Below are 19,653 nucleotides of genomic sequence, written 5' to 3' on the forward strand. Positions count from 1 at the left end.
AAATCCTATTTATCAAAAATGCTATTTCTTAAACAGTCCACAAAAGCCGCCAATTCTTGCATATTCATATCTGCCGTTAAGGACAAACGAATTCTTGCTGTATGTTGCGGCACTGTGGGTGGACGAATGGGTAAGCAATAATAGCCCTGTTGTTGCAAGTTCAATGCTAATTCTACGGTTTTTTGGTTATCGCCAATAATATAGGGTTGAATACAACTTTGGCTAAGATGAGCTTGTCCACACATAGCAAGTTGCTCACGCATATAATCTGTAATCTGAGCTAAATATTGACGGCGAGCTTGGAAGGTCGGCAATTTTTCAAATAAAAATGTTGTCCACGCAATATTCAGTGGCGGAAGTGCGGTGGAAAAAATCAGCGGACGCATAGTGTTGACTAAATAATCTTTAATCACTTGATCACAAACTAAATAAGCACCCATAGAAGCCAAGGCTTTGCCAAAAGTCCCCACTAAAAAATCAATATCGTCAAGACATTGCTGTTGTTCGGCAATGCCTAAACCGGTTTCGCCATAAGCACCTATGGCATGTGCCTCGTCAACATAAAGGAACACATTATCAAATTGTTGCTTTAACGTCACCAAAGCCTTGAGATCCACAATATCCCCGTCCATGCTAAACAGGCTTTCTGTCACAATAATAAACCGCTGATATTTGCCCTGATGTTTTTTCAACAAGCTCAATAAATGTTCATGATCATTATGGCGATAACGCACAAAATCAGCACCACTTAAACGAATACCGTCAATCATGCTGGCATGAACTAATTTATCCGCCAGAATTAAAGTTTGTTTATCGGCTAAAGCAGGCAAAATACCAATATTAGCGTGATAGCCGCTATTAAATAACAAGGCGTTTTCACGTTGAAAACGCTGAGCCAAAAGATGTTCTAATTGTTCATATTCAGGAAATGAACCTGTTAATAAGCGTGATGAAGAAGAAGTGAATGGAGGAAAAGCGCTAAAGTGCGGTGCTTTTTCGCTATATTTTTGCCAAAATTCTTGCTGTAAATCCAAATCGCTCGCCAAGCCTAAATAATCGTTGGAAGACATATTCAGCATAAGTCGTCTATCTTTTTCAATATATTTGCCATGATGTATTAATTGTGGCAAGGTGCGAAATTGTCCTATTTGCTTTAAATTCGTTAAATGCTCGGTAAAGTTAGCAAATTTATTCACCATAAACCTCCTTGATAACTGCTAAGGTAGCTGACGTTAATTGAGATAACTGTGCAGGCTCAATAATAAAAGGTGGCATCATATAAATTAATTTTGCGAAAGGGCGTAACCAGATACCCTTTTCCACAAACTTAGGCTGTAACAATTTGAGATCCACACTTTCTTTCATTTCAATGACACCAATCGCCCCTAAAACTCGCACATTTTGCACCGCACTTAGCTCTGCGGCAGGGGCAAGCTCTCGTTTTAATTGTTGCTCGATTTGCTTCACTTTATGTTGCCAATCGCTCGCCAATAATAAGTCAATAGAGGCACAGGCAATGGCACAAGCCAGCGGATTTGCCATAAAAGTTGGACCGTGCATAAAACATTTTGCCTCGCCAGAACAAATAGTTTGGGCAATATGAGCGTTGGTAATAGTGGCAGATAAGGTTAAATAACCGCCCGTCAATGCCTTACCCAAACAAATAATATCAGGCTTAATATTGGTGTATTCCGTAGCAAATAATTTTCCCGTCCGTCCAAATCCTGTGGCAATTTCATCAAAGATCAACAGTACGCCATATTGATCGCAAAGCTTTCTCGCCTTTTGCAAATAAATAGGCGAATAAAAATACATACCGCCAGCCCCTTGCACCACAGGCTCTAAAATTAATCCCGCAATCTCACCGCTCTTTTCTGCCAACAAAGATTTTAACGGCTGAATATCTTCCTCTTGCCAAGGCTCGCCAAAAGCGGTTTTGGGTTGAGGGAGAAAATATTGTAAAGGCAAACGTTGAGCGAATAAATTATGCATACCAGTAATAGGATCACAAACAGACATCGCATGCCAAGTATCACCATGATAGCCAGATCTGATGCTGGCGAATTTAGTACGCTGACTTTCGCCTTTGGCTTGCTGATATTGAATAGCCATTTTCATCGCCACTTCCACCGCAACAGATCCACTATCGGCAAAAAAGATCTTATCCAAACCATCAGGCAATAATCGCACTAAACGTTGAGCCAGCTCCGCTGCAGGATCATGCGTAAAGCCACCAAACATAATATGGCTCATTTTATCCAACTGTGCTTTTGCCGCTTGGTTAAGAACTGGGTGATTATAACCATGCAAAGCCGCCCACCAAGAAGACATGCCATCAATTAAAGTGCGGTCGTTTTTTAAGGTAATTTCCACCCCCTCCGCACGCTCCACCGCATACATCGGCATATCAGAATTAATCGCCGCATAAGGATGCCAAATATGCTGTTTATCTAATTCAAGTAAAGTCTGCTCGTTCATTTTTACTCCCACTAAAATATATTACTTGAAATAAGCAACATTCCACCTAAAACACATAATAATACGCCGATACAACGATTTACTATCATTTGCTTGGCTAACAATTTTTGACGAATTTGCGGACTGGAAAGTAGTGTAGCAACAATGGCGAACCAAACTAAATGAGCTAAGGAAATAAAAGCACCATAACCTGTTTGTATGATTAAAGACGTATCGGGTTGGACAATTTGCGTAAAGGTGCTGAGAATAAATAGAGTTGTTTTCGGGTTAAGGGCATTAGCAAAAAAGCCTGTTTTAAAAGCGGATAAAGCTCGAAGTTGAACTTGGCTTTCTTGTAAATCCATTTTAATTTCTTTATGGCGATAAGTTTCGATACCAATATAGATTAAATAGCAAGCACCAAAAATTTTAATGATGTGAAATAACATTGGAAATTGAATTAACAACATACTTACACCCAAAAGCGTATAAATAATATGAATCCATACCGCACTTGCAATCCCTAACGCCGTCCAAATTCCAGCTTGTTTTCCATAAAGATAGCTATTTCTTGTGACCATCGCAAAATCGCCACTGGGACTAATCACTGCCAGTAAAGTAATGCTCATTACGGCAATTAGTTCATTCATTTTTTCTCCTTTAATATTAAGTTTCCGCATATTATGCTTACCGAGATGAATGATTCAAGATTTATATCTATTTTATGGAAAACAATAAAAAGTACATACTTACTTGAGCGTAGTTTATGTGGAGCGCTTTGTTGTATGCCTTGTTATTATCCAATTTTCATACTTTGTTCTTTCCACAATATAAATTAAAGGTTTGTAATAGGTCTGATATAATCGCAGAATTATCAGTAAAAGGGTCGATAAAAGACTTATTCACAGAGAAAGGAGCAATGATGAAACAGAAAATTGTGCTTGCCACTGGCAATCAAGGCAAAGTAAGAGAAATGGCGGATGTGCTAGCTGAATTTGGCTTTGAGGTCGTCGCACAAACGGATTTAGGCATTGATAGTCCTGAGGAAACAGGTTTAACTTTTGTAGAAAATGCCATTTTAAAAGCACGTTACGCTGCTCAAAAGTCAGGATTGCCTGCGATTGCAGATGATAGTGGTTTAGTTGTTTCAGCCCTTAACGGCGCACCAGGATTATATTCTGCGCGTTATGCTGGAATTGAAGGGGAACATGCTGATGCAAAAAATCGAGAAAAATTATTAGCAGAATTAGTGAATGTGCCAGTCAATGAACGTCATGCTAAATTTGTTAGTTGCATTGTTATGTTGCAACATGAAACGGATCCATCGCCAATTATTGCTGAGGGCGAATGTCATGGCACAATCGCTTTTTCCGAAAGTGGAGCCAATGGTTTTGGTTATGACAGTTTATTTTTCTATCCTGAAACAAGTTGCACTTTTGCCGAACTAGAAACCTCGGAGAAAAAGAAAATTTCACATCGTGCTAGAGCGCTTGCTGTATTAAAAGAGCGGTTGAAATAATGACTGAATTTTCTGCCGTACAATTATCTGCCATTCAGCTACCGCCATTAAGTTTGTATATTCATATTCCTTGGTGTGTACAAAAATGCCCTTATTGTGATTTCAACTCTCATGCACAGAAAGGGTTTATTCCTGAGGTGGAATACATCACGCATTTACTCGCTGACTTAAAGCAAGATTTACTTCGTTATCATTCATCAATAGCCAAGCGAAAATTACATTCGATTTTTATTGGTGGTGGGACACCGAGCTTATTTTCTGCACAAAACATTGATTATTTATTAAATCAAATTAAGCAGCTTATTCCCTTTGAGAAAGACATTGAAATTACTCTTGAGGCTAATCCTAGTACCGCTGAAAGTGAGCGTTTTATGGGGTATGTTCAGGCCGGCGTAAATCGCATTTCAATGGGTATTCAAAGTTTTAGCGATGAAAAATTACAAAAGCTAGGACGTATTCACAATGCTATTGAAGCGAAAAGTGCGGTGGTATTTGCGAGACATTCTGTATTAAATAGCTTTAATTTAGATTTAATGCATGGTTTGCCTAATCAATCTTTAGCGCAAGCCTTAGATGATTTGCAACAAGCCATTGAGTTAGCACCTCCACATCTTTCTTGGTATCAACTTACGATTGAGCCAAATACCATGTTTGCCTATCGTCCGCCAAAATTACCTGATGATGACGAGCTTTGGGATATTTTTGAGCAGGGTCATCAATTGCTCACAAAAGCGGGCTATCAGCAATATGAAACTTCCGCTTATGCAAAAGAGGGGTTTCAATGTCGGCATAATTTGAACTATTGGCGTTTTGGCGATTATCTCGCTATTGGTTGTGGTGCGCATGGCAAGCTGAGTTTTACTGATGGGCGGATTGTACGTTTTTCCAAAACTAAGCACCCTAAAGGTTATATGCGAGGTGAATATTTGTATGAGGAAAAAAATATTCCTGTTGCAGAACGACCCTTTGAATTTTTTATGAACCGTTTTCGCTTGCTAGAACCAGTTGAGAAACAACAATTTGAGTTTTTGACTGGGTTGGCACAAAGTGCGGTGCAAAAACAAATAGATTGGGCATTGGAGAAAAAATATTTGTCAGAAACACACCGCACTTGGCAAATTACTGAACAAGGCAAACTTTTCCTCAATGAATTATTAACAGAGTTTTTACCTGAATAACTTGTTTATTTGGGCGAATAGTTTTAAAGTAACGAGCTTATACGCAAACGTTTACTTGATGTTAAATAAGTAGAAAATTATAGACAAAGGATAAAAAAATGGATCAATTAAGCATGAAAAAAATGGCCGCACAAGCTGCTCTACAATATGTTAAACCTTACAGTATCGTCGGCGTAGGCAGTGGCTCAACGGTGAATTGTTTTATTGAGGCATTAGGTATAATCAAAGATCAGATCAAAGGCGCAGTTGCTGCATCAAAAGCCTCAGAAGAATTATTACGCAAACAAGGCATCGAAGTTTTTAGTGCAAATGATGTATCAGGTTTGGATATTTATGTTGATGGTGCAGATGAAATTAATCCACAAAAAATGATGATTAAAGGTGGTGGTGCGGCATTAACACGTGAAAAAATTGTGGCTGCATTAGCAAAAAATTTCATATGCATAGTGGATAGTTCTAAACAAGTTGATGTGTTAGGCTCAACATTCGCCTTACCCGTTGAAGTTATTCCAATGGCTCGCTCACAAGTCGCTCGTAAATTAGTCGCTTTGGGTGGTTCGCCTGAATATCGTGAATCCGTGATAACAGATAATGGCAATGTCATTTTAGATGTTTATAACTTCAAAATCATGAACCCAGTAGAAATGGAAAAAGAATTGAATAATGTTGCTGGTGTAGTAACAAACGGTATTTTCGCTTTACGTTCTGCGGATATTGTGATTGTTGGTACACCAGAGGGTGCCAAAATTATTGAATAATTATTTAAAATAAAAATACACAGGAGAGCAAATATGACAACAAAAGTATCACTGGATAAATCAAAAATTAAGTTTTTGCTTTTAGAAGGTGTGCACCAAAATGCACTAGATGTATTAAAAGCTGCAGGTTATACCAATATTGAATATCATCAAAAGGCTTTAGAGCCTGATGAATTAAAAGCGGCTATCAAAGATGCACATTTTATTGGTATTCGTTCCCGCACTTTTTTAACGGAAGATGTGTTGGCGGAAGCAACTAAGTTAATTGCCATTGGTTGTTTTTGTATTGGCACAAACCAAGTTGATTTAGATGCAGCGAAAGCGCGCGGTATTCCTGTTTTTAATGCGCCATTTTCTAATACCAGATCTGTGGCTGAATTAGTGCTTGGTGAAATTTTGTTACTAATGCGCAACGTGCCACAAGCGAATGCGGATGTACATCGTGGACTATGGAATAAATCAGCCGCTGGTTCTTATGAAGTGCGTGGCAAACGTTTAGGCATTGTAGGCTATGGTCATATTGGTTCTCAGTTAAGCATTATTGCTGAGGCGCTAGGTATGAACGTGTATTTCTATGATATTGAAACAAAATTGCCTTTAGGTAATGCGCAACAAATCAACAGTTTAGAAGAATTATTACGCACGAGTGATGTGGTTTCTTTACATTTGCCTGAAAATGCCTCAACTAAAAATTTAATGAATGCACAGCGTATCGCTCAATTAAAACCAGATTGTGTATTTATTAATGCAGCTCGTGGCACAGTGGTGGATATTGATGCTTTAGCACAAGCTTTGGAAAGCAAAAAAATTCGTGGTGCGGCAATTGATGTATTCCCAGAAGAACCAGCTTCAATTGAAGAAGAGTTTATTTCGCCATTGCGTGCCTTTGACAATGTTATTTTAACTCCACATATTGGTGGTTCAACCGCTGAGGCACAAGAAAATATTGGAACAGAAGTAGCCAATAAATTTGTTAAATATTCCGATAATGGTTCAACCCTTTCTGCTGTGAATTTCCCTGAAGTTTCTTTACCAGAACATAGTGGCACCAAACGTTTGTTACATATTCACCATAATCGCCCAGGTATTTTAACCAAAATCAACCAAGTGTTTGTGGAGCAAAATATCAATATTGCAGCTGAATATTTACAAACTGATGCCCAAATTGGTTATGTGGTAATTGATATTGAAACTGAAGACACTGCGCCATTATTGGCTAAACTTAAACAAATCGATGGCACTATTCGTGCAAGAGTATTGTTCTAATCTGATATTGACAAGCAAAGGGCTGATAATTCAGCCCTTTTCAGTTTTGTGTTATGCGTAATTTTATTTTTAATATAAAACTTCTGATTCTGTTATTGCTGCCAAGTTTTCTCTCTTTATCTACTCAAGCTAAAGATTGCATGAAAACGTATTCAAAAAATGACTATATTCACATCAGCCAGATTAACTTATCTTGTAAAAACATTGAGCTAGTTACTACAAATCCAAAAGATCAAGGGTTAACCGTTTCGGAATTTGCAGAAAAGTATCAAAGTGCGGTGGCAATTAACGGTAGTTTTTTTCGTAAAGACGGTTCGCCCATTGGTATGAACATTAGTCAATATAGACCATGGAGGAATGCTAGAGATACAAGATCTCGCTCCTTCTTGGCTTGTGACAAAGATAACAAATGTATTATTGATCCAAAGAATCATGCGGCAAAAATCAATCCTAAATGGCAGTTAGCTATTGCTGGTTGGCATTACTATGATCATAAATCCAAAAAATTTAGTTGTGCCCCACAAGATAAAGTTGGTTGCAGCCAATCTATTTTCAGTGATAAACATCCTCGCACCATGGTTGGTTTAGATGAAGGCCAGAACTTACTTTATTTAGTCGTGGTGGAGGGCAGACAACTTACTTATCGTGGTATGACTTTAGATGAACTTGCGGATCTCGCCACAGACTTAAAATTAACGAAAGCAATTAATTTAGATGGTGGTGGTAGTTCGGTCATGGTTGTGGATCAAAAACGTATTTCTGATTTACCTCTGTTGCAAGGAAATGAAAGGAAGGTCGGAAACCATTTTGGTGTTAGAGTGAAATAATTTTATCTCGTACAGAAAAGTAGTTTTGTGGACAATGCTATTATCGAGGCGTAAAATGCCCTCAATTTGACTAAGGTTTCTCAGTTTAATTCACGTCAGAAACTTTTTATCTAAATTAACTAAATATTAAGTGGAAATAACATGAAAAATAGAAGTTTTTATCTTGGATTAGGTTTCATAGCTTTATTAACCACCATTGTAAGTTGGTTAGCAAGTACACAATTTGCACATCAAGCTAAAATCAGTGCATTAACCATAGCCATTTTGCTCGGTATTTTTATTGGCAACACATTTTATCCCGCACTTTCAAGCAAATTAGACAAAGGGGTGCTATTTGCGAAAGGAACATTGTTACGCATCGGAATTGTGCTATATGGCTTTCGTTTGACTTTACAAGATATTAGTCATGTAGGCGTTAATGCTATTGTGAGCGATGCCATTATGCTCACTTCTACCTTTTTTCTCGCCATTGCCTTAGGCATTTATTGGCTGAAAATGGATAAGCAGACAGTATATTTAACCGCTGGTGGTTGTAGTATTTGTGGAGCAGCAGCCGTCATGGCAATGGAGCCAGTGACTAAAGCTGAATCCCATAAAGTCTCTGTTGCAGTTGCGGTTGTAGTAATTTTCGGCACCATTGCCATGTTCTTATACCCGATCAGCTACAATTATTTACAACATTGGCTAACTGATCATCAATTTGGTATTTATATTGGCTCGACCGTTCACGAAGTGGCTCAAGTCTATGCCGCAGGCGGCAATATTAGCCCGACAGTTGCGGATACAGCAGTCATCACCAAAATGATTAGAGTGATGATGCTTGCTCCTTTTTTATTAATTTTATCTTGGGCGTTATCCAAACAAAAATCAGATAAAAGCAAAATCAATATTCCTTGGTTTGCCTTTTTATTTATCCTAATGGCAGTGTTCAATTCCTTCGATATTTTGCCAAAAAGTGCGGTTAAATTTATCGTAGATTTAGACGGTTTATTGCTAATCGCTGCTATGACAGCTTTAGGACTAACTACTCATGTCAGCGCCATAAAAAAAGCAGGGGTAAAACCCTTGTTGTTAGGAGTAATGCTTTTTGTTTGGTTGGTTTTTGGCGGATTAGCAGTTAATTTATTTATGCAAAGTATTTGATAGATGAAATTACATTAAAATATGTGACTAGGGATATCAATCTTAAGTTTATGAGCTGATTACAAAACAACTATCGAATTAACACCCTATTATTGATAATCATCTTTACTTTTATCTACCTAATAATTAGTATACCGCGAGGTAGAAATTGTCTACCTAATTTTTTATTTTATTATTACTACAAATGGAATGTGATTATGAAAATTAACAAACTATTTTTAACTGTGTTATCGGTTTTACCTGCTTTCGCAATTGCTCAAACTAGTGGGTTTAATTTTTATGGTAAGGCTGGGATTGATTTAACTTCTCGTTTTGAGTCATTCCAAATCATTGGTGATAAAGATATTAACGCACCAAATGGACCATATATTCCAACTCCATCGAAAAAGAATACCTTTTCTCCAAGTGTATTTTTAGAGACTACCTATAATGTTTTTCCAAAAACAGAGCTTGGTCTTGGTATTGGTTATATTAAACGGAAAGGATTTAAAACTACCACAATTTATGATGGAAATAGTCAAGGTGAATATCAACCAAATGTTCATGAATCTACTATAGTTGGAACTTACAACGTCAATCGTTATTCCTCTCTACCCGTCTATTTAATTCTTAAACAAAATTATCCTCTTAATCAAAATACGAATCTTTATTTTAAAGGGAATTTAGGTTATTCATTTAATAAAATTCGTGATACACAATATGATCATTTTACTGATCAAATGCAAAGAGGGACTTTAAGAAAAGAAGATGGAAGTAGCTACCTTAGTGATCTTAAAACTAAAAACGGTCTTTATTTAGGTTTGGGGATTGGGATTGAATATAAATCTTTCTTAGTAGAACTAGGTTATTATCATACTAATTCAAAAATCACTTACCAAAACTCTACTAAACAAGGATTACGTTATACAAGTACTTCATATAATAATGATGCATTACGTCTCTCCGTTGGTTTTAAATTCTAATAAATAATATTTGATCAAAGCCGCTTGATAGCGGCTTTTTTATGTCTGGAATTTAATATATAAAACGTATGTGACAAAACTATTATCCTAGCTTGAAAATAACTTCTCGAATAAAAAATCTACCCAATAATCAGTTGCAAAACTAACAAAATAGACTCTATCATGATTATTCATTTTATATTTCCTATTCATACTCATTCTCCTTTTTAAAATAAAGAAATTTTCGATATTATGTAGCAGTTGCACAACGATTAAATAGCAGAGTATTTGTAGGGACGCCACGCTGGCGTCCGTTTCAAATACCAGCGTAATTGTTTAATTTTAAAAAGAATTTAAAAATTTTTATTCGGACGCCAGCGTGGCGTCCCTACAATCACATTAATTGAGAGAGAAGATGAAAACCAATATTTTAACAATGATTGAACAAGCGGAAGTGGAGTGGAAGCCGTTGGGGGAGGTTGTTGATGTTAAAACTGGTCAATCTATTAATAAACAAAAAATAGAAAATAACCAAGGTATCTATCCAGTGATAAATAGTGGTCGTGAACCCTTGGGTTATATTAATGAGTGGAATACTGAAAATGATCCTATTGGTGTTACTACTCGTGGAGCTGGAGTTGGTTCTATTACGTGGCAAGAAGGAAAATATTTTCGTGGGAATTTAAATTATTCTGTTACGATTAAAGATAGTGATGAGTTAGATGTACGCTTTTTATTTCATTTGCTACTACATTTCCAAAAGCAAATTCATAGTCTATGTACTTTTACGGGAATTCCAGCTTTAAATGCAAGTGAATTAAAAACTCTCTTAATCCCCGTACCTAAATTAGAATTACAAAAAGAAATTGTAAAAATACTGGATATTTTGACGGAATTAAACACCGATTTAACAACCGCACTTGAAACTGAACATATCTTGAGAAAAAACAATATCAATACTATCGGGATTTGCTATTGTCTGAAAGTGAATTGGCAAAGGTGGGGTTTGAGTGGAAGACTTTGGGGGAGGTAGCATCTTATTCCAAAAGTCGTATCAGCTTTGAGAAATTAGATGAAAGCAATTATGTTGGTGTGGATAATTTATTACAAAACAGAGCTGGTAAAACCTTATCCAATTATGTACCAACATCAGGCAACTTAACCGAGTTTATCAAAGATGATATTTTGATTGGTAACATTCGACCGTATTTAAAGAAAATTTGGCATGCTGACTGTATGGGTGGCACAAATGGCGATGTTTTAGTTATTCGTGTTATGAGTCAAAAGATTAATCCAAGATATCTTTATCAAGTTTTAGCAGATGATAAGTTTTTTGATTACAACATGAAGCACGCCAAAGGGGCAAAAATGCCAAGGGGAAATAAAGAAGCTATTTTGAACTATCAAATCCCAATCCCATCACTTGAAACTCAAGCCAAGATTGTCGCCATTTTGGATAAATTTGACCGCTTGACCAATTTCATCAGCGATGGCTTGCCAAAGGAAATTGAGTTAAGACGTAAGCAATATGAGTATTATCGGGAGATGTTGTTGAACTTTCCAAATTCGTAGGATGGGTTTAGCCCATACATAAAGAAACTCACGGCAAACTAAAAAGTGCGGTATAAAAACCGCACTTTTGTGCTTTCTTAGAGAACCACCCTCGCATTCCTAAACATTCTCATCCATGCACCATCTTCGTTCCAGTCTTCTGGATACCAAGAGTTACTCACCGCTCTGAATACACGTTCTGGGTGTGGCATCATAATGGCGACACGTCCGTCTGCGTTGCCGATGGCGGTGATGCCAAGAGCTGAGCCGTTAGGGTTAGCAGGGTAGGTTTCCGTTGGTTGGAGATTATTGTCGATATACTGAGCAATGATCAAGTTTTGATCCTGTAAATTGTGAAGTTGCTCACTATTTTTAAATTCTACCTGCCCTTCACCATGAGAAACCGCAATCGGCATATGGCTACCTGCCATGCCTGCGAACCAGTGGTTGTTGGTATCGTTGATACGCACTAAGCCAACACGCGCTTCAAAGCGTTCGGATTTGTTACGGACGAAGCGAGGCCAGTTTTCTGTGCCTGGGATAATTTCCGCTAAGTTAGACACCATTTGGCAACCATTACATACCCCTAATGTAAGTGTGTTCGGGTTAGCGAAGAATTGGCTGAATTGGTCACGCAACATTGGGTTGAATAAGATTGATTTCGCCCAACCGCCGCCTGCACCTAATACGTCGCCGTAAGAGAAGCCGCCACAAGCCACTAGCGCATTGAAATCTTTTAAGTTTCTGCGACCGCTCATTAAGTCGCTCATATGCACGTCAATGCTGTTGAAACCAGCTCTGTCAAAGGCTGCTGCCATTTCGTAATGGCTGTTTACGCCCTGTTCACGTAAGATCGCAATGGTCGGTTTCACGCCTTTATTGATATAAGGTGCCGCAATATCTTCGTTGATGTCGTAAGTTAAATGTACCGATAAGCCTTTGTTATTTGGATCTTTTTTCGTTTCAAACTCTTGGTCTGCACATTCTGGGTTATCACGCAAACGTTGCATTTGGTGGGTTAATTCCGCCCAAATACCACGCAATTCTGAGCGTTTTTCACTGAGTAATTTGCGAGTGCCACGACTAATTTCAAACAGATCGCCTTCAACCACCGCACCAAGTTCTTTGGTGATTGGTAATAGATTATGTGCATTTAAGATCTCACGCACGTTGTTTAATTCGCTGTCGGAAATTTGGATAACTGCCCCTAATTCTTCATTGAATAACACTGCTAAGTCGTTGTCGCCCAAGGCAGAAATATCCACTTCCACACCACAGTTGCCCGCAAATGCCATTTCCGCAAGGGTAGCGATTAAACCACCGTCTGAACGGTCGTGGTATGCCAATAATTTTTGTTGTGCCACAAGGGCTTGCATTGCGTTGAAGAAGTTTTTGAGGGTTTCTACATTCACGACGTCCGCAGGTTTGTCGCCTAGTTGCTTGTAAACCTGGGTAAGTGCGGTTGCACCTAGACGATTTTTGCCTTCGCCTAAGTCGATCAACAATAAGCGAGTTGTACCTTTATCGGTGCGTAATTGTGGGGTAACGGTTTTGCGAACATCTTCCACACGAGCGAAAGCAGAAATCACTAAGGAAAGTGGTGCAGTAACGGCTTTTTGTTCGCCGTTTTCGTTCCAAGTGGTTTTCATCGACATAGAGTCTTTACCCACAGGAATGGTGATGCCTAGGGCTGGGCAAAGCTCTTCACCCACCGCTTTCACTGCTTCGTATAAGCCTGCATCTTCCCCTTCGTGACCTGCTGCGGACATCCAGTTAGCAGAGAGTTTAATACGCTTGATGTCGCCGATATTGGTTGCCGCAATGTTAGTGATGCTTTCTGCAACGGCGAGGCGTGCTGATGCACCGAAGTCAAGCAAGGCAACTGGCGCACGTTCGCCCATGGACATCGCTTCGCCATGGTAGCTATCTAAACTTGCAGTCGTTACCGCACAGTCGGCAACAGGAATTTGCCAAGGACCGACCATTTGATCACGAGCTACCATAGCGGTCACTGAACGGTCGCCGATGGTAATTAAGAAGGTTTTTTCTGCGACGACGGGTAAACGTAGCACACGATGCAAGGCTTCTTTGAGCTGGATTTCATCCTGTGCAAGCGGTGCATTTTCTACCGTTTTTGACAACACATCTCGGGTCATTTTTGGGGTTTTGCCAAGTAACACATTCATCGGCAAATCAATCGGCTTGTTGTCGAAATGGCTGTCGGAAAGGGTTAAATGTTTTTCTTCAGTGGCTTCTCCGATCACTGCAAAAGGGGCACGTTCACGCTCACAAAGTGCGGTAAATAATTCAAGTTTTTCAGGGGCTACTGCTAACACATAGCGCTCTTGCGATTCGTTACACCAAATTTCTAACGGCGACATCCCTTTTTCATCGCATAAAATCGAACGTAAGTCGAACTTACCGCCACGCTCACCGTCGTGAACTAATTCAGGCATTGCATTAGATAAACCGCCTGCACCCACATCGTGAATAAATAAAATCGGGTTGTCTTCGCCTAACTGCCAACAACGGTCGATCACTTCTTGGCAACGGCGTTCCATCTCAGGGTTTTCACGTTGAACAGAAGCAAAATCTAAATCTTCTTTGGATTTACCCGATGCCATTGATGAAGCTGCACCACCGCCTAAGCCGATATTCATCGCAGGGCCACCAAGCACGATTAACTTCGCCCCTACTGGAATTTCACCTTTTTGCACGTGTTCTGCACGAATGTTGCCGATACCACCTGCAAGCATAATTGGCTTGTGGTAGCCACGTACTTCTTCTCCTGCAAAACTGTTTACTTTTTCTTCATAAGTACGGAAATAACCAAGCAAAGCTGGGCGACCAAATTCATTGTTGAACGCTGCCCCACCAAGTGGACCTTCGATCATAATATCTAACGCCGAAGCGATACGGTTTGGCTTAGAAAGCGGATTTTCCCAAGGTTGTTCAAAGTTTGGGATCACAAGGTTAGACACCGAGAAGCCCGTTAAACCTGCTTTTGGTTTTGCCCCACGTCCTGTTGCACCTTCATCACGAATTTCACCGCCCGAACCTGTCGCTGCGCCTGGGAATGGCGAAATGGCAGTTGGGTGGTTGTGAGTTTCCACTTTCATTAAGATGTGGGCATCTTCGTTGTGGTAGCGATATTGCCCGTCTTGATCAGGGAAGAAACGCCCCACTTTTGAGCCTTCCATGACTGCGGCATTATCTTTATAGGCAGAAAGCACATAGTCAGGGGTTTTCTCAAAGGTATTTTTAATCATTTTGAACAGGGATTTATCCTGTTTTTCGCCATCAATCACCCAGTCGGCATTGAAGATTTTATGGCGGCAATGCTCCGAGTTGGCTTGGGCGAACATATACAGCTCAATATCGTTCGGGTTGCGTCCAAGTGCGGTGAAATTTTCCACTAAATAATCAATTTCATCTTCCGCTAATGCTAAACCTAAATTCACATTGGCATCTTCCAAGGCTTTACGTCCTCCGCCTAATACATCAACCGTAGTAAATTCCTTCGGCTGCTGTTGAGCGAAAAGTGCCGCCCCTTCGCCTTCATTGCTTAACACCGTTTCAAGCATACGGTCGTGCAGCAAGCCTTTTAAGGTCGCAAGTTGCTCATCAGTCGGTTGGGCTGAAAATTCAAAATAGTACGCCAAACCACGCTCAATACGGTTGATTTCCGCTAAACCGCAGTTATGAGCAATATCTGTTGCCTTTGAAGACCAAGAGGAAATCGTGCCAAGACGAGGGGTAACAATCAGACAAAAACCTGTTGGGCTGTGTTCTTCAAGGGTTGGACCATAATGCAAGAGGGCTTTGAGCTTGTCTTCCTGCTCCGTTGCAAGCGGTGCATTTAGCTCCACAAAATGCAAATATTCCGCATAAACAGATTGCACAGGCAGTTGATGTTGTTGGAATTTTTGTTGAAGTTGGTTTAAACGAAATTCAGAAAGGGCTGGTGAGCCACGGAAAACTTGTAACATAAACTTTTTGACCTTGGTATATAAATAAAAAATCGGCGCTATTATAAAGTAAATTTTTCAAAACGAAAACGTTTGCGTGAACGCTTGGAGAAGATAAATAAAGAAGTGCGGTAGCTAAAATTAATGTTTTATCTTATTTCGGACTGGATTTTAAAGCTGCACAATAAAGGATTGTAAACAAAGATTTTTATTTTTGGTGTATGAATTGAATTTCCCTTATTCTAGGTTATTATATCGCCCCGATATTATTTGCTATTTTGAAAAATCACATGATCCCTGAACTTGGTTTTATTGCATTACTTATTGCTTTTATTTGTTCCTTATTACTTGCGATTGTGCCACAAATTGGCATTTGGCAAGGTAAGATAAATTTAATGGCAAGCGCTCGTAATTTAAGTTATTTGTTCGCTATTTTTACCACCCTTTCTATCGGTATTCTGGCTTATTCTTTCGCAGTTGATGATTTTTCTTTGGAATATGTTGCAGCCCATTCGAATTCACAATTGCCTATTTTCTTCAAAATTGCAGCTACTTGGGGCGGTCATGAAGGGTCAATGTTGTTCTGGCTATTTGCTTTAAGTTTATGGGCAATGGCATTTGCTTTTTTTAGTCGCAAAATAGATCCTATTATTGCAACGCAAGCTCAAGTTATTTTAGGGCTGATTTGTGCTGGTTTTGCTTTTTTTATTATCTTCTTTTCTAATCCTTTTATTCGTATTTTCCCTGCGCCATTAGAGGGGCGAGATCTTAATCCTATGTTGCAAGATATAGGACTAATTTTTCATCCTCCTTTATTGTATTTGGGCTATGTTGGTTTCGCAGTAAATTTTGCCCTGACCGTTGCAGCTTTAGTAAGTGGACATTTAGATGCGGCTATTGCACGTTGGACAAGATCTTGGGTTCTAGTTTCTTGGTTTTTTTTAACCTTGGGCATTATGTTAGGTTCATGGTGGGCATATTATGAATTAGGCTGGGGTGGCTGGTGGTTTTGGGATCCTGTGGAAAATGCTTCTTTAATGCCATGGTTATTAGGACTTGGCTTATTACATAGCTTGTCTGTCACTGAACAACGGGGCATTTTCAGCTACTGGACGATTTTATTTTCCCTCTTTGCCTTTGCTTTTAGCTTGCTTGGAACATTTATTGTTCGTTCGGGTGTGCTCACTTCCGTACATGCCTTTGCTATGGACGGTGAGAGAGGAATTGCGTTATTAATGCTATTTTTCCTATTAACTGTCAGTTCAATGACTTTATTTGCCTTAAAAGCAAATGTGCAATCAAGTGCGGTACGTTTTCGTTTAGTTTCAAAAGAAAGTGTCATGTTGCTAGCAAATATTTTGTTTACAGTCGCAACGGCGAGTGTTTTCCTCGGCACTTTTTATCCGATGCTATTTAGTACTTTGGGCTGGGGTTCTATTTCTGTTGGTGCGCCTTATTTCAATACTATTTTTATTCCTTTATTAATTATTGCTTTGTTGGCAATGATTTTAGTTTTGGCAACATTTTGGCAAAAAATAAAAGCAACTGCGCTGCGCCGTTCTTTATGGTTGTTATTGCCTGCTTTGATTTTGGCTTACATCATCATTGCCTACACAATTCAACAAAACGATGCTTTGCAATTTGAACCTATTGCCTTGATTTTTATGACCTTGGCTTTATGGCTATTGTTTACAACCTTGTGGACAAATTGGTTCAAGTTATCGCTAAAACATTTTGCCACGATACTAGCCCATGGTGGCGTGGCAATTACTGTTATTGGTGCGACAATGTCGAGCTATTTTGCGAGTGAAATTGGTGTGCGCTTAGCACCAAATGATCGTCAAGAACTCAATGGCTATGAGTTCCATTATTTAGGATTTACCAATGAAATAGGGCCAAATTACACGAGTGAAAAAGCTCATTTTGAGATTTACAAAAATCAGCAAAAAATTACCGCACTTTATCCCGAACGCCGCCATTATGATGTGCGTACAATGAATATGTCTGAAGTTGGTTTGCAATGGGGTTGGTTTGGCGATTTATATATTGTGATGGGCGATAAACTTGGTGTGGGGGAATTTACTTTCCGCTTGCATTATAAACCTTTTGTCCGCTGGCTTTGGGTTGGGGGTATTTTAATGGCACTAGGTGCTTTACTTGCGATGTTTGGAGTGCGTAAAAAATGAGCCGTAAATTAATGTTTATTCCGCTTATTTTGATTTTAGCGGTTTGTGCCATGTTGCTTTTGGGCTTACAACAAGATCCAAAGAAAATCGCATCGGCGTTAATTGGTAAGCCTGTACCCGAATTTTCCCAAGCAGATTTGTTTAATCCGACTAAGCAGTTAAGCAATCAAAACCTTCCCAATGAAGTTTTTCTCATTAATGTATGGGGTTCTTGGTGTGAATATTGTAAACAAGAGCATCCGATTTTAATGGAATTAGCACAGCAGGGCATCAAAATTGTGGGCTTAAATTATCGTGATAAGCCACAAAGTGCGGTTGCAATGCTTGAGAGAATGGGAAATCCTTTTGTATTAGTTGTGAATGATAGTAAAGGTACATTGGCGATGAAGTTAGGTGTCGATGGTGCACCAGAAACTTATATTGTGGATAAACATGGCGTGATTCGTTATCGCCATTCGGGCGCTTTTGATCCTGAGCTTGTGCAAAAAGTGATTTTGCCTGAATTAGCAAAATGGAAATAGAATTGTGAGATGTTGTGAATGAGAAGATTAGTATTATTGTTATGTTTTTTGTCTGCATTTTCTTTTGCGGAAATGGTGGATACTTACCAATTTAAAAATAACGATGATCGCAATCGTGCTGTTGCTTTAGCAAAATCTTTGCGTTGTCCACAATGTCAAAATCAAAATCTGGTGGAGTCAAATTCCCCTATTGCCTATGATTTGCGCCTTGAGGTTTATCAAATGGTCAATGAAGGGAAAAGCAATGAACAAATTGTGGCTACTTTAACGGATCGATTTGGTGATTTTGTGCGCTATGATCCGCCATTCAAAAGCACTACTTTGCTGTTATGGGGATTGCCTTTTGTGTTACTGATTTTGTCAGCTTGTGCTAGTTGGTTTTATCTTAAAAGACGAGATAAGTCAGGCTCACAACTCAATTCGCAACTTAACTCTCAGCTCAGTGTGGAGCAACAAGCTGAGTTAAAAAAATTATTAGAAAAAGTGGAATAAAAAATGACAATATTTATTTTGGGCTTACTGATTTTTAGCATAATTGGCTTGTTGATTTTTGTTCCCTTTGGTCAAAAAATTGATTGGCAAAAGAACTATCGCCAACAAGAAAATATCCGACTTTACCAGCAACAAGTGCAGCATAATATTGCGCCAGAACTTGCCGATGAATTTGCTCAACGTTTATTGGCGGATGAAAAACAGTTACAGAAACAAGATCGTTCTCAATTACTTATGAGTAAAAGTGCGGTCGGTTTTTCCTTTATTTTGTTCTTCCTTTTATTGTTATTGCCGAGCGCTTATTATTTTTCCCTTAATCGTTTTACCCATGCGCAACAAGGCGAACAAATGATTTTGGCTCGAGAGCAAGAATTGGCACAAGCTACCACAGAGCAAAAAAATGATGACTATATTACGCGTATTCAAAATCGTTTAAGACAGGATCCGAATAATATTGAACATTGGGTCGAGCTTGGTAAGGCATATATGTTGAGCAATGAATTTAGCAATGCCTTAATTGCCTATTCTAACGCAGAACGTTTAGGCGGAAGTTCGCCCGCACTTTTAGGTTTGGCGGCTACCGCACTTTATTATCAAAATGGTCAGAAAATGAATGCCGATATTCAGAAATTGATCGATGCTGCTTTACAGCAAGATCCGCAAGAGGTTTCTATTTTATCCTTGCAAGCTGGAGAGGCATTTTTAAAAGCAGATTATGCTTTGGCATTAAGTTTATGGCAGAAAATTTTGGATAGTGGCAAATCTAATGTTGAGCGCCGTAGTATTATTCAAAATATGCAAATGGCAGAAGTATTACAACAGGCAAAAAGCCAATAAAAACAGAGA

17 protein-coding genes are annotated in these 19,653 nt (G+C 39.0%); 13 read left to right on the forward strand and 4 right to left on the reverse strand.

Annotated features, from left to right (window positions below; translation table 11 throughout):
• Positions 1 to 5: 5 nt before the first annotated feature.
• Genes B0186_RS03285 through B0186_RS03295 form a run of 3 tightly spaced genes read right to left on the reverse strand, consistent with a single transcriptional unit; the run spans position 6 to position 3,107 of the window.
• Complete coding sequence (locus B0186_RS03285; RefSeq protein WP_078217970.1) at positions 6 to 1,199, reverse strand: 8-amino-7-oxononanoate synthase; 1,194 nt, start codon at positions 1,197 to 1,199, stop codon at positions 6 to 8.
• Positions 1,189 to 2,478, reverse strand: a complete 1,290-nt coding sequence (gene bioA / locus B0186_RS03290) for an adenosylmethionine--8-amino-7-oxononanoate transaminase (RefSeq protein WP_078217971.1) — start codon at positions 2,476 to 2,478, stop codon at positions 1,189 to 1,191. Before bioA ends, B0186_RS03285 begins: the two co-directional genes overlap by 11 nt.
• An 11-nt stretch (positions 2,479 to 2,489) precedes the next feature.
• Positions 2,490 to 3,107: a LysE family translocator gene (locus tag B0186_RS03295; protein ID WP_078217972.1), complete on the reverse strand. Its 618-nt coding sequence runs from the start codon at positions 3,105 to 3,107 to the stop codon at positions 2,490 to 2,492.
• 272 nt (positions 3,108 to 3,379) lie between these two features.
• On the opposite strand from B0186_RS03295, the gene rdgB reads away from it, so the two are divergent.
• From rdgB to B0186_RS11970, 9 genes are all read left to right on the forward strand, one after another.
• A complete protein-coding gene (rdgB, locus tag B0186_RS03300; RefSeq protein WP_078217973.1) occupies positions 3,380 to 3,976 on the forward strand; it encodes an RdgB/HAM1 family non-canonical purine NTP pyrophosphatase in 597 nt (198 codons plus the stop codon).
• Entirely contained in the window at positions 3,976 to 5,154 is a 1,179-nt protein-coding gene (hemW, locus tag B0186_RS03305; protein ID WP_078217974.1) for a radical SAM family heme chaperone HemW, read from the forward strand. Before rdgB ends, hemW begins: the two co-directional genes overlap by 1 nt.
• Positions 5,155 to 5,252: 98 nt before the next feature.
• Complete coding sequence (gene rpiA / locus B0186_RS03310) at positions 5,253 to 5,912, forward strand: ribose-5-phosphate isomerase RpiA (protein ID WP_078217975.1); 660 nt, start codon at positions 5,253 to 5,255, stop codon at positions 5,910 to 5,912.
• 33 nt (positions 5,913 to 5,945) lie between these two features.
• A complete protein-coding gene (serA, locus tag B0186_RS03315) occupies positions 5,946 to 7,178 on the forward strand; it encodes a phosphoglycerate dehydrogenase (RefSeq protein ID WP_078217976.1) in 1,233 nt (410 codons plus the stop codon).
• 140 nt (positions 7,179 to 7,318) lie between these two features.
• Entirely contained in the window at positions 7,319 to 8,005 is a 687-nt protein-coding gene (locus B0186_RS03320; RefSeq protein WP_158077950.1) for a phosphodiester glycosidase family protein, read from the forward strand.
• Between the two features lie 141 nt (positions 8,006 to 8,146).
• On the forward strand, positions 8,147 to 9,148 hold the full coding sequence (locus B0186_RS03325) for a YeiH family putative sulfate export transporter (protein WP_078217978.1): 1,002 nt from the start codon (positions 8,147 to 8,149) through the stop codon (positions 9,146 to 9,148).
• A gap of 197 nt (positions 9,149 to 9,345) precedes the next feature.
• On the forward strand, positions 9,346 to 10,110 hold the full coding sequence (locus tag B0186_RS03330; protein WP_078217979.1) for a hypothetical protein: 765 nt from the start codon (positions 9,346 to 9,348) through the stop codon (positions 10,108 to 10,110).
• A 394-nt stretch (positions 10,111 to 10,504) separates the two neighbouring features.
• Positions 10,505 to 11,122: a restriction endonuclease subunit S gene (locus B0186_RS11965; RefSeq protein WP_169832915.1), complete on the forward strand. Its 618-nt coding sequence runs from the start codon at positions 10,505 to 10,507 to the stop codon at positions 11,120 to 11,122.
• Positions 11,089 to 11,661: a restriction endonuclease subunit S gene (locus B0186_RS11970; RefSeq protein ID WP_407919730.1), complete on the forward strand. Its 573-nt coding sequence runs from the start codon at positions 11,089 to 11,091 to the stop codon at positions 11,659 to 11,661. The genes B0186_RS11965 and B0186_RS11970 overlap by 34 nt, the downstream gene beginning before the upstream one ends.
• Before the next feature lie 77 nt (positions 11,662 to 11,738).
• On the opposite strand, the gene purL is transcribed toward B0186_RS11970, so the two are convergent.
• Positions 11,739 to 15,629, reverse strand: a complete 3,891-nt coding sequence (gene purL, locus B0186_RS03340; RefSeq protein WP_078217980.1) for a phosphoribosylformylglycinamidine synthase — start codon at positions 15,627 to 15,629, stop codon at positions 11,739 to 11,741.
• A gap of 269 nt (positions 15,630 to 15,898) precedes the next feature.
• Between purL and nrfE the strand changes: the two genes are divergently transcribed.
• Genes nrfE through B0186_RS03360 form a run of 4 tightly spaced genes read left to right on the forward strand, consistent with a single transcriptional unit; the run spans position 15,899 to position 19,644 of the window.
• Positions 15,899 to 17,794 carry a heme lyase NrfEFG subunit NrfE gene (gene nrfE, locus B0186_RS03345; RefSeq protein ID WP_078217981.1) on the forward strand — a complete coding sequence of 632 codons (1,896 nt, stop codon included), beginning with the start codon at positions 15,899 to 15,901 and terminating at the stop codon, positions 17,792 to 17,794.
• Entirely contained in the window at positions 17,791 to 18,315 is a 525-nt protein-coding gene (locus B0186_RS03350; protein WP_078217982.1) for a DsbE family thiol:disulfide interchange protein, read from the forward strand. The genes nrfE and B0186_RS03350 overlap by 4 nt, the downstream gene beginning before the upstream one ends.
• Positions 18,316 to 18,333: 18 nt before the next feature.
• Positions 18,334 to 18,807 (forward strand): heme lyase NrfEFG subunit NrfF, encoded by a 474-nt coding sequence (gene nrfF, locus B0186_RS03355; RefSeq protein WP_078217983.1) that lies wholly within the window; start codon positions 18,334 to 18,336, stop codon positions 18,805 to 18,807.
• Between the two features lie 3 nt (positions 18,808 to 18,810).
• A complete protein-coding gene (locus tag B0186_RS03360) occupies positions 18,811 to 19,644 on the forward strand; it encodes a tetratricopeptide repeat protein (protein ID WP_078217984.1) in 834 nt (277 codons plus the stop codon).
• Positions 19,645 to 19,653 lie beyond the last annotated feature (9 nt).

Source organism: Canicola haemoglobinophilus (genome assembly GCF_002015075.1).
GTDB lineage: Bacteria > Pseudomonadota > Gammaproteobacteria > Enterobacterales > Pasteurellaceae > Canicola > Canicola haemoglobinophilus.